This is a genomic window from Mesorhizobium yinganensis, assembly GCF_040081985.1.
GTDB classification, from domain to species: Bacteria; Pseudomonadota; Alphaproteobacteria; order Rhizobiales; family Rhizobiaceae; genus Kumtagia; species Kumtagia yinganensis.
Map to the genome: position 1 here is coordinate 50,662 of NZ_JBEBMH010000019.1, position 12,030 is coordinate 62,691.

Sequence of the window (12,030 nt, forward strand, 5' to 3'; positions counted from 1 at the left end):
AGCGCTGTATTTGCCGCGAGCAGCGAGGCGGCACGCCCCTCGAACCATTGCAGAAAGCGCCGCACATTCTCGGCATCAGGCTCGACGAACATATAGCCGTCCGGGCCGATCCCGGGGTCGACCTTCGAAGGGTCCAGGCCGTCGGTGTTTCCCAACGGCATTACTGAGGCGATGCCGGTAAAATCGGGTAGCGTCTGGTCGATCGGGTATTTGAAAGCGGCCAGGAGAGGTGTCGACGCACTTGACGAGGGACTGGCATCCCAGGCGGAGAGGTCGGGCGGCGCATTGCCGCCGAGGATTGGAACAATGACGATGCCCAACCGCTCATCCGGCTGCGGCGAGGGCAGTGGCAGAAGCGGCGGCGCGAACCACGAAGCCGGCATCGGCGCGACATGCGTCAGGTTGTGAACGTGGCCAACCGGCGCGTTCCAGGACTGCACGGCGCGAAGACGCGCCGCGGCGCCGGCCTGTTTTACGTCGACCGGCCGATCGACCTCTCGCGGCGGCGCCGACCAGAAGCGGTCTCGCGCCGAAACTTTTCGCGCTTCCTCGTTCAGCCAGGGAAAAATCTGTCCGGCCTTGCCTTGCTGGGGCGCCGAGATCGGCGCCAACGCCTGCGGATCAGTCAGATGCAGCTGTCCGCTGGCATCCCTGACGAGCTCGTAGGCCCAGAGCGTCAGCTCCGTTGCGAGCCGGCCAAGCACGATGTCGAACCGTTCCTTCGAATCGTCCTCGATGATCGCCAGAATGGCCTCATCGATCGGCATCGGCGTATCGTCGGTGACCTCGAAGCTCAAATTTACGGCAAAGTGCAGTTTTGGGTCGGCGATGTCGGCAGCGTAGAAACGCTCCGGCTCCGGATCGACCTGGCAGTAGAGGATCGGGGTAAGCGCCATGGTCACATTCCCGCCTGTTGGAGCCGCTGCGATGCGGCCACGATGGGATGGGAGTTGCCGGCCGCCACCACGGGAGAAACGCCGACTCCGGACGACACCTGCGTTTGCGACTGCCCGCCGCGCAGCTTGTATTTGATGTTGGCGCGCGCGGTCAGCTTGAAGAACCGGGAGATGCGGATCGTGACAGAGAGCGAGCCGTCGCCGTCCACCTGTCCATTGTCGCGATAGGTGAGCCTAAGCATCAGCGTGATGCCGACCGTGACAATACCCGCGACATCGACATGGCCCGCGATGACGATGACCACCGAGATCGCAAGACCTCCGCCGGGTTTGCCGATCACCTTGCGATAGCTCAGCGTTCCGGAAAGGGTTATGAAGACTTGGCCAGAAAACGGGCCGAACGAAAAGGCGAGCTGGGCCGAGCCGCCCGCCCCGGCCTCAACCATCACCGAAAGTTCAGAATCGAACGGCCGGTACTGCGCCTCGATCTGAATGTAGCCGGTGCCGCCGATGATGAAGATCGAAAAGATGAACGGACGCTCCACCGTCGACAGGTTGAACCGGTCGGCAATCATGAAATCTGGATAAGCAACGAGCCTGAATCGGTTTTCGATCGAGATGTTGGAAACGCCGCTGGTGCCGAAATTCAGCGCCACTGGAGGGATGATATATTCATGCTCCACGCCGACCGGAATGCCGTTTTCCTTGATTAGCTTCACACCGCCCGGATCGAGATCGCCGAACAGAGTCGACAGGAAATCCTGAATGAATTTGAACTGCGGGTTGAGGCGAATGCCGGTGGGATCGAAATCGATCTTGAGTCCGCCCTCCTTGGTGAAGCTCAATGCGAACTTGGTGAAAGAAACCATCGTCTGGCCGCCGACCACGAGGTCGATGACGGTGTCAATGCGGCCGAAACCGGTGAGAGTCACATGGTCGATATCCTTTGACGCCTCCAAGCGAACCTGGCCGGTCAGAACCATATCGACGAAGTCGGCTGAGAAGATGCCGACGGAAAATAAACTCCGGCGGCCGAGCATCGGCGCGTTGACGTCGACCTGCACCCAAGCGCGCGCCTGCTTCTTGTCGAAGTCATGCGTTATGCGGATCGCGTCGCGGACGCCGGCCGGCAGCTTGTATTTCTTGAGCACGGTGTCCAGCTTGGCGCCGCCGAAGCTTCTGAACACTCTGCCGATGTCGATGCCGGACAGATCCGCCGGCAGCAGCGTTTCGCCGATCCTGTCGAATGGCAAGGAAAGGCCAAGCGCCTTCAACTCGTCGCCGAGCCGGTTGAAGAGGGCGTTGGCCTGCGTGGTGTCGATAATATCGCTGAGTTCGTCGAACCCGGACCGGATGCGATCGATGTCGGATTTGAGCGCCGCCAGCTCCGGTGCGCTGGTCACGGCCGAATAGAGCTTGAGGACATTATTGGGCGCGGCAAGGATGCCGCCTTCGTCGATCCGGCTCGCGGCGTCGAACACGCGGTCCGTGAAAGCACCGGCGGTTGCATAGACACGCGCAAAGTCGTTGTGCAAGGCCCGCACCGTGCGGTCGAAGGCTCTGGCGGTGGCCAGTATGTCCTCGACGTCGTTAATGACATCGCCTGCGGCCGCGAGCACCTTTTCCAGGGGCTTGATCGCCTCGGAAACTTTTGTGGCGAGGTAGGTTTCGGCCCGTTGCGCCATTTGTTTCAGGTAGTTTTCGGCTTCAGTGATGCCTTCGAACACCTCGCCGCAAGCTGCCGAGACCGCGTCGACCGCGCCGAGAGCTGCTTCGGTCAGACCATCGAGCGCATCGCCGACGGCATCCTCGAAGTCCACGAGCGCGTTGCGAACCGTCTCGACCTCGGCCACAAGACCCGCATCGAGCGGGTCCGGCAAACCCTGCAGGAGTCGTGTCAGCAGAGGGATCAGCACCTTATCGCGGATAACCGTCTCAACCAGCGCGCCGGGGGCGAGCAGGTCTTGCGCGGCCGACAGCGCTGCCTGCGCGTCCGCGGCCACCACGTCGACCACCGGCGGCACCGCGCGCAGGGCGAGTTGGATTCGCTCCATTTCGGCGCGCGTCCAGTCGATCGCCGGCAGTACCACCGCATCGGTGGCAAGACCGATCCTGCCGAGCACTTGATCGGACCAGAGCAACAGACCGTCGAAGGAACCCACAAGTGACCCGAACAGGTTGCGAATGTCGTCGCGCAGGGCGGCAACGCCGCTATCGATCTGCTCGGCGGCGGCCACCAACTTTCCGGCGTCCTCCTCAAGAACATCCGAGACCGCTTTGACGGCCACTTTCAGCTGATCAATCGCGGTGGCGATGTCTCCAGCCGCAGCGTTGGCCGCCTCGTCCGCCTTTTGAACCGCGCCACGTGCATCGATGACCGCCTGCTGGGCGGTGGCGATGCCGGCCTTAACCTTTTCGAGCAGGGCCTTGACGGTTGTCTGGAGCGCTGCGTCGACGATTTTTGTTGTGTCGGCGATCAAGGCATCGATCTTGAGCGTGCCGCTGCCGGTATCAGCCACCAGCTTCGCCAGAACGGTATCGATCGGGCCAAGGAACGAGTCGAGCGGCTTCGACAACTCGGTGACGTTCTGATGCGCGTCGTCTGCGATCTGGCAAGCCTCGGCGACGAGCTTGGCGACATGGCCGGCGATCGACTGGCTTATGTCGTTGAGTTCCACGGCGAGGCGTTGCCGTGTCTCCTCGACTGCGGCCAGAACATCGTCGGCAACGCTGCTCAGGCAGGCGCGCAAGCCGTCGCGGAAGGCCTTGCGCCGGTTGTCCGACCAGGGCTTGTCCTCGTCATAGCCGACCGCGAACTGCTCGACACGCTGGCGGGCGCGCCGCATTACAGCCTCGACTTCGGCTTCGACGTCGGCGACAGCTCCGCGCGCCTTCTCAACGCCTTCGCTTAGGTCGCCGATATCGGCCGATGCCTCGGTGAAGATCGGTCTGATGAAGTCGGTGATGTTCTCAGCTAGAGCATCGATAGCAGCTTCTTTGGTACCATGGCCACCCAATGCGTTGTCGACATCGACCAGCGCGTCTTCGAGGTCGCGCAGCCAGTCGGCCAGCGCCGTGCGCACCAGCATCTGCTTGCGCTTGAGCGTGCCGATCGCGTCCGTCTTCAGCTTGTCGCAGAACGCGCCGCCCGACTTCAGCGTTGACGTGAAGGCGCCGAGACTGGTGTCTTTGAAATCCTTGGCGATGGCGGGAAGACCGTTCTTGATTTTTGCCCAGCCATTGACGTCGGTTTCGAAGTCGGTGAGCAGCTTTTTCGCCTCCTTACCATTCCCTTTACTCACCGCGTCTAGGAAGGCCCCTCCCTCTTTTAAGAAAGCGGCGAACTCCGCAGCCCCGTCGAATGTCGCGCCGGTGCCGTCCGGCCCCCAATAATTAAGGCCGCCTGGAATGGCGGGCGCTGCCGGCTTGAAGCCGGTGCCCGCCGTCAGCAGCGTGGATAAATCCGCCGGAAGAGCCTGCTGCTTTTCCTCGGCGTGGCCCGCACGCATGAAGCTGACCGAATCCAGGCCGACAAACACAGGCTTGCTCGCACGGCCGGCATTGATGGCCGTCTTGCGGGCGGCCGGTGTCAGGCGCCAGGTAAATTGGCGCAGGCCGGGGAGGAACCGTCCCACCGCGCGGCGGCGGCCCTCGGCTTGATCGCCAGCATTTTCCTTCGGATCAACGGATCGCTTGTCCGCGACCGCGGCGATCGCCTTCGCCGCGGGCATGTTCGGATAGTCGAGATCGAGGCGCGGAATCCACTTGTCGGTGTCGCTGGTGTTGACTTTGAAATCGGCAAAGAATGTCAGGTAGTCGGGATCGAGGCATGCCTGCGCGACCACAGGCCGGTCGCCGTCACCCTCGGCGCTCGTCACGAAAGCAATGTCCGGCAGAGGGTACACTTGCGGGCGCTCGCGCGCGCTCTGCCGATTCCACAGCGGAATGCGCCAGCCGAAGTCGCCGACGTCGCTGCTCCAGGCGCTGTCGACATTGATGATGGCGGCGTTGAAGCGCACGCGGTCAAGGAAGCCCGAAGCGCGCGGCGCGACCTGTGAAAAGTCCGGATAGGCGCGCTCGGGCTGCAACAATTCGATGTACTCGCGCACCTTGCGCAAGATCGGACGGCGCGACCGCGTGCGATTGGGGTCGTCCTTCACCTTGGGCGCGAACTGCGCCGACGGGTTGGTCGTGCGCTCATAGACGACGACGTGCTTGGCGCGGTGCCACAAGGCGCAGATGCGGCCGAGCACCTCGACCTGCTGCCGCTCGACATGACCGTTGCGGGTCTTGCTGATGATCGTGACTTTGCCGCCGAGGAACTCCGCTCTTTGCGCCGCGTCGCCGCCCAGTGGCGACAGCGCGATGCCCTCGATGACGCCGCCGCGCGATTGCGGCTGTTTGCACAGGATGTTGAAGAGGTTAAGCGACTCGACCGGCCACAGCGCACCTCCGCTCAGGCCGGCGGGATGGTGGCGCAGCAGCGATGGATCCTGGGGTGCCCCGGCCTCGGGAAAGACGCCGCCGACACGCGGCACGAATTCGAGATCGCGATCCTCGTTGTCGTCGAACTTCAACGCTGCACGGTGCAGGGCCGTGGCACGCAGGGCAAATCGGGCACCGGCGGAAAAACGTGCAGGCGTGAAGTCAACCGTGGAGTCGAGGTCGCGCGCCCAGATCTCGAGCCGCTCCGGGCGAGAAGCAGCTGCCGCGCGCAAGGCGTTCCAGCGCCCGGACAAAGCCGGGTCTGCTTCCGGGCCGGCTTCCCCCGGCGGGCGACCGGTAAGCGCCTCGATCTCCGCCACGCGGGCGCCGCGCGCGATGCCGTCTTCCTTGGATATGTCGAGCCCGACCGGCATGCCATAGAGGAATTCTGCCTTGAGGTAGGCTAGCGCGGAGCCGAGACCGTATGCACCGCTCTGGCGAAAAATCTCGTAACTTTGCGATTCAGGCATGAAATAGCCGCGCTCGACATCGCTCGGCCTGATCCAGAACTCGGCGCACGGTGTATAGCGAAGCTCGACGGCGCGCCGGTGCAGGTCGGCCCAGGTGACGTCAATCGATCCATCTGTCTTCTTGATCGTTTCGAACGGACGTGGAGGCGATTCACCCCACGGTTCGGGCAGATCATGGATTTCGAGGCGCCGAGGCTTGTCGGCGCTTTCGCCGACGGATTGCGGCGGCAGCATGTAGTGGTAATGGTCCGCTGTCCGTTTGAATTCCCATATGCGGGTGTCGCCGCTGTAGTCAGCGACCGACGCCGAGCTTTCATCGCCGCGATCGCTGAGTGGCCGGCTGGCATAACGCAGTATCGAGAAGGGTTCGGCTGAAAGCACGACGAAGGCGCGTTCGCCTTGCGCCGTGGCGGTGTCCGTGAGTTTGGCGTGAAGTTGCCTGTCTTCGCGCGGATAGATCGTTTCAATCGCTTGGAGCCAGAACGTGGGAGCGGCGGGCTCAATCGACTTTGGCTTCTGCTGATCGGGGTCGACCAGAGGAATGAGCAGCGGCGCGGAGCGTCCCGATCGATCGAATCGTCCGGTGTCGACGCCAACCTGAGAAACGGCGTCGAGCGGGATCGCCACGTCGAATTGCGAAGCGACGCGACCGTTCGGATAAAGCAGCACCAATCCGCGCGCGGAAGCTCCGGACCCCTGCCCGTGGCCGCCGATGCGCAATTGCCCGGACCCCTCCGTCAGTTTTGAATAAGTGCCGCCCGAAAAAGCCAGCGACGCGAGCCGACCCATCCACGGCGCGGCAGAGATTACCGCGGTGGTACGCATTTTGTAGGATGCGAAATAGAATTCGGCGCGGTCGTCTGCACCCAGCGCCGGCCGGGCTGCCTTCCTAAGCGTGAGCGAAAGCGTTGCGCCCGATGTGTCGAAAAAGGAAAGCTCGGCGGCCTTCATGTCAAATTGCAGTTGTATAGCAAGGGCCGGGGAAATCGCCTCTGTGCCGACGCTTTCCACGAGGTCGCCGGCATCGGCCAGGCTGAGCTGCATGCGCCGCCGCCGGGAGTTGCCCCAGAGCGGAACCGGCACGGGCGGCGAGCATAATGTGAGACGGACGGTCTGCGGGCTCGACGTCAGCGTTGGCAGGAAGGAATGCGGCAATCCGGCCTCGCCGGTCGGCAGCGCCGATCTCATTTGACCAAACGTGTAGGCGGCACGATCGACCAGGCCACCGTGGAAGGTTTGCTTGGCCAACACCGGCGCCGACGTCTTGTCCGTGATGGCGGGGAGGGCCTCCTTCCATTGCAGCGTAAGCCGGTTGTGCGGCGACCACCGATCCGGGCCGAGCCATATGCTTTCGTCGTCGGGAACATCCCACGAGCGCTCGAGGTCGATATACAGCTTGTCTTCGCTCCCGCCTGCGGCGAACAATCCAGGCACGTCGCAGCCCGTCTCCGTTTCCGGAATGTCGCCAATGCCATAGTGGATGTCATCGGCGGTGCGGCCGGCGAGTTCGTCGGCGAGATTGAGGATCAGTGCGCCTTTCTTCGGTAGGTCTTCTGTCGGATTCACCCATGCCGCGTCGAGCCTGACTCGATAGATCAGGCCTCCCCCGGCATCCGGCGTCCATGTCGGAAGACGGATGCTGAGATCGCCGGGACCGGTCGGCGACCCGCTTGCATCGATAGATGCCGAAAATCCATATCCCGACAGAATTGCCGCCGCCGTCGAGCCAAGCGCCGTCGGCCAGAAACGCTCCGGATGCGCTGTGTATTTCTTGGTATCCTTCGGTTCGCCGGTTAAGCCGGCGAACCCGTCCATGTTGTTGCGCGATCGCGCGAAACCGAATTGGCCGAGAACCGGGCTCTTCGGTTTGTCCGCACCCGCTACGACATAGGACGTCCAGCCGTCCTTTGCGGAACCTGGAATGCCGGCGCCGCTTGAATCCTCCTCGATCCAACCGGCCACCAGAGCTTCGGCGTTCAGCGCGGCATCCTTCTGCGGGATGCAATGATACACAACGCAGAAGGGAAATGCCGACGGATTGCGCCAGTCGCCTGCTGGTTTGTCGCCGCGGGGCAAAGGCAATGGCAGATGAAGGTTGAAACGGAAGCGGGATCTGGCTGCGTCTTCGCCCTTATTGTTGATAACCAGCGCCGAGTGGATCAGCTTGTCCTTGTAGTAGCTGCACTCCTCGACCAGGGGCCAGCGAATGTCGGGCTGTTCGTCCGTCCGGTACTGCTCGATCAGAAACGCACCCCGAAAGACGATCCAGTCCTGGGCGATGTCGCCCGCATGCGTTCCACCGTCGATCCAGATCGCCTGCGGCTCGCCGCTCTCCTTGAACCAGTCCGCGGCTTCGGTCGGCGTCTTGTCGAACAGAAGCGGAGCCCCGTCGGTTTTCGGAGCCTTAAAGTCGATCGGCGTCCCAGGAATCCAGTTGAGCAGGGCGCGGGGGGTGTCGCCCTCTCCCTGTCTCGGGAGAAAGTGGATCTCTACGACCCCCGGGATATGCTTCGCGTCAGTAGTTGGACGACCTGAAACCGGCGGCCAGTGAAAGAGGCCGTAGAACCTAAAAGCGCGTCCCATCTCTGTCCCCCCGGGAAAGATGACAGCTATTCTTTGGTACTTTTAATCCGCATCATGAACGATGCTTTTTTGCAATAGGCTATACGTCTTCGAAGGCTGGGTATCTACGCCCAATCGAATTCGAAGGCCGACGATGCTATAAAACCTAGATCCTAATCTATGCTACGCGCTTTAATCTTAATGTCCATCCACACTTTGAGAAATTTTACTTACCCGGCTTGCTAGCAGACAGCCCGGCGAGCTCCGATGCGATCCCTTCCGCTACGATCAGCACATCGTTGTAGAGTCTAAAAGCAAGCCTTGAACCACGGTGACAACCGATCGTTCGAAAGCCAAGCCTTCAGCGCATCCGGCCTCAACCTCGTCGTCAGCGCCATCGTCCATTGGAACACGGTCTACATCGAACGGGCCATGACCCACTTGCGCAGCATGCGTCGCGAGATTCCGGATCATCTGCACATCTCGCCGCTGGGCCGGGAGCATCAATCTGACCGGCATGTACACATGGGATAGCGATCAGCATCCGCCTGAAGGGTTCCGGTCGCTCCGCCTTCCAGTTGGGTCGCGACAGGCCACATAAGTGCTTGATCCGTTCGACCTACGCGTGTCGCTGGGAACAGTTCTGGTTCTGACCCCGTCCCCGATGCGCAAAGCCTTGCGGCGAAAAACCTCGAGGATGTAGCGCTCGCCGCCGGCGCCACGCCCGCGACGACGAGGCGGTCAGCGACCTGGCAGGCGAGCTGCGGCAGCTTTCCGCCAGCATCGGAATGGTCGGCATGGTAACAGGGTGATGACAAGCTCCTGTTGCCGGGGCTGCGCGTATTGAGTGGCGGGTAACGCTCCCCTTCGTTACGCGACGAGCCAGCTCGATCAGATGACGCTACGCTGGCCTGTCACGATCTAGCACTTTATCGAATCGCATCAGCCAAAGAGCCAACTAGGTAAGAAAACGAGCACAGCAGCGATCAGAAGGCGAGGTAGCGCCATCGCGATCAGGACCACCGCCGCATAGCCCATCAGCGCGACCGCGTAGTCCTAGCGGACTTAATCACGAACTTCGAAATCCAGAACGTCTTCGAAGGGTAAGTCGACGCTGATGGGTGTCCCGATTGGGACATACGCGCCGGCCATCCCTAATGTCAGAACGTTGACGCCCGACAAGGTGAATTCGCCGGCGCGATCGCCGCGATGCCGAATTATGGGCCGGAGTTCGACGCCGGTTTTCGTGGTGACCGCTAACTGCACGGTCCCAGCAACCGACGGTACGCTCGGGTCGCCGATAACGCTGTCCATGATCTCTATCGGACGGAACGGCTTACCGGCGCTGCGAGCGCTGTCGATGTATGCGCGAGCGGAGGACGCACCGCTGCCGATTGCGTGGACGCTTGTTTTGGTGAAATCCAACTCCTCGACGAAGACACTGGCGGTGCCATCATCAACACCGACGTTCAATCGAAACGCGGCTGTCGCACCACTGGCGGGGCGTCCGAATACAACACCTTCAAAACCGTAGCCTGAAAGCTTTGCTTGGCGCCAACGTTCCAGAACGATCTGTTCGGCCGCTTTAGCGTAGACATGGGCAACCTCGCCGACCTGGACATCGGCTTTCGTTGTGGCTCCCACCAGATTCTGCAGGCAGGTCGAAGCGACGGAATGCGTAAACTGACCCGACAAAACATTTCCCGCGAACGCAAAACCCATGCTCGGAAAGGCCCGCTTGTTAGCCGCATCCAGGTCGATCGCTTGAATCGGCACCGGAAAGACCTTCGGTCCGACCTGTGAGCCGGTCGCCCCACTTTGGCCGAACTCGGTATCGGCGATCACGTGGAGTTCGCCGCGGTGCGAGCTGACTAGTATCAAGGTCAAGAAAGGGACCCTCCTAGCGAGGACTGTCGGCGCAAGGGCCGCTGGGCAATCTTTATCGCCTCGAGTTGCCCGTGGTCCACAGTCCTCAGATGACCGCGCAAGGGAGGAACATTGCGGGCGCCACGTGTAGGCGGAGGGAGGCGGCCCCCCCTATCGAGTTGGTGATAGATTGCGAATACGACGCTCACGCAAATCTAGGCAACGGGATGCCGGGCATGGAACATTTTCGCATCCAGCTGCAGTAAAAATCGGAGTTCAGGATCGGGATTGGAGATTAGGTGCTTGCCAGCCAGCATTGGATGATCGACTATTCGCTTTGACGAAAGGATAGCGATCGCGACATCGGCCGGGGCTATCCTTTCTAGAGCAGTTCCGCTTTTCTCCGAATCGCGGAAATGCTCTATTTCCTTGTTTTCACGCAATTCCGGACGCAAAACCGCTGCGCACTTTTGCTGGAATTGCTCTAGTGGATGTGTCAGCGGTTCTGGGGGGAGCGGAGGCATGCCGATCGTCTACGTGCACGGTGTCAACACCCGTGACCCCAAGCACTTCCAGCCAGTCCACGAGTATCTCCGCCGAATTGTTGCGCCGGCAATCGCCGCTGACCCGGCCAATGTGTCCATCCGCTCGGCCGATTGGTTTCCACTTTGCGATCCACCCAAATGGGGAGGCATCTCTCGGCCGGCTACACTGCTCGGACAGGGTGCAGAGATCGAACGCAGCGAGTTGCTCGATGCAATAGTGGCAAAGGTTCCGCAAGGGGTTGCACCAAGTTCGGGGCTCACCAGTGGTCAGGCCAGTTCAAGCTCGCAAGGGGCGCGCCTCGATCAACTGGGTGACGACGATCTTGCCGATCTCATCACGGTCTCGGTGACGAGCAACAGTGTCTACGGCTGCAAAGAGCACGCATCGGCATTGCCGCGGATCTCGTGGCGCACGATCCAGCAATACGGGCACAGCTTCAAGCCGCATCGAGCCTCGAAGGCCAACTGAAAATTCTTTCCGACGCCGTTCAAGCGGATGTGGAAAAGCAATCTGCGCTGGAAGCCCAGGGGGCGCTGAATTTCCTTCGCGACATGCGGGACCGGTTGAGCGAAAGCTTCTCGCGTGCGGCCGACAACCCCGGTGCAGCGGTGAGTCTGGCCGCTGGTGAACTGCGGCCGAAGCTCAATGACTTTGTAACCCGTTTTCTCGGGGATGTCCTGTTTTACATGACGCGGCGTGGCACCGCTGCCGCGCCCGGACCGATCCCGAGCGTGCTTATGGATGAGCTTGCTCTTGCTCAGAAGAACAAGGAGGCGCGCGGTGGAGAGCCAATCGTCCTTCTGACCCACAGCATGGGGGGCCAAATTGCATATGACGCCCTGACGTCGTTCCTGCCTGCTGCTCAAAGCCGAACAAAGGTAGATTTCTGGTGCGCGACGGCGAGCCAAGTCGGCTTTTTCGAGGAAATAAACATGTTCCTTGCAAGCTCTTCGTCATTTTCGCAGGCGAGTGGGAAGACCACTCCCGTTGCCAGCACGAACCTCGCTCACTGGTGGAACGTGTGGGATCGCAACGACATCATAAGCTTTACCACCAAAGGAATTTTCGCGGGCGGCATCGATGACGAGGAATACTGGAGCGGCATGTCGCTCGCGGCGGCACATGGTGGTTACCTCGAACGGCCTAGCTTCTACCGGCGCTTCTCCGACAAACTAAGAGCGGCGCTTTCGCCAGGGGGCAACTGA

5 protein-coding genes and 1 pseudogene are annotated in these 12,030 nt (G+C 61.4%); 3 read left to right on the forward strand and 3 right to left on the reverse strand.

The annotated features are described in order from the left end of the window. Positions 1-898 precede the first annotated feature (898 nt). Positions 899-8,434, reverse strand: coding sequence for a hypothetical protein (locus ABMA59_RS26225; RefSeq protein ID WP_349008331.1), 7,536 nt, complete (start codon positions 8,432-8,434; stop codon positions 899-901). A 315-nt stretch (positions 8,435-8,749) separates the two neighbouring features. Here ABMA59_RS26225 and ABMA59_RS26230 point away from each other — a divergent pair. Continuing rightward, positions 8,750-9,014: pseudogene (locus ABMA59_RS26230) on the forward strand (Tn3 family transposase); the annotation flags it as partial. Positions 9,015-9,478: 464 nt separating this feature from the next. Here the strand turns inward: ABMA59_RS26230 and ABMA59_RS26235 are convergent. Together ABMA59_RS26235 and ABMA59_RS26240 are read right to left on the reverse strand one after the other, a co-directional pair. After that, positions 9,479-10,258, reverse strand: coding sequence for a hypothetical protein (locus ABMA59_RS26235; protein ID WP_349008333.1), 780 nt, complete (start codon positions 10,256-10,258; stop codon positions 9,479-9,481). Between the two features lie 236 nt (positions 10,259-10,494). Next, a complete protein-coding gene (locus tag ABMA59_RS26240) occupies positions 10,495-10,803 on the reverse strand; it encodes a hypothetical protein (RefSeq protein ID WP_349008334.1) in 309 nt (102 codons plus the stop codon). Between ABMA59_RS26240 and ABMA59_RS26245 the strand changes: the two genes are divergently transcribed. Together ABMA59_RS26245 and ABMA59_RS26250 are read left to right on the forward strand one after the other, a co-directional pair. Next, complete coding sequence (locus ABMA59_RS26245; protein WP_349008335.1) at positions 10,802-11,293, forward strand: hypothetical protein; 492 nt, start codon at positions 10,802-10,804, stop codon at positions 11,291-11,293. The genes ABMA59_RS26240 and ABMA59_RS26245 overlap by 2 nt on opposite strands. Next, positions 11,230-12,030, forward strand: coding sequence for a hypothetical protein (locus ABMA59_RS26250; RefSeq protein WP_349008336.1), 801 nt, complete (start codon positions 11,230-11,232; stop codon positions 12,028-12,030). Before ABMA59_RS26245 ends, ABMA59_RS26250 begins: the two co-directional genes overlap by 64 nt.

Excerpts from the sequence above, each read along its gene's own strand:
- ABMA59_RS26240 (WP_349008334.1), bottom strand. The coding sequence starts at position 10,803 with ATGCCTCCGCTCCCCCCAGAACCGCTGACACATCCACTAGAGCAATTC.
- ABMA59_RS26245 (WP_349008335.1), top strand. The coding sequence starts at position 10,802 with ATGCCGATCGTCTACGTGCACGGTGTCAACACCCGTGACCCCAAGCAC.
- ABMA59_RS26225 (WP_349008331.1), bottom strand. The coding sequence starts at position 8,434 with ATGGGACGCGCTTTTAGGTTCTACGGCCTCTTTCACTGGCCGCCGGTT.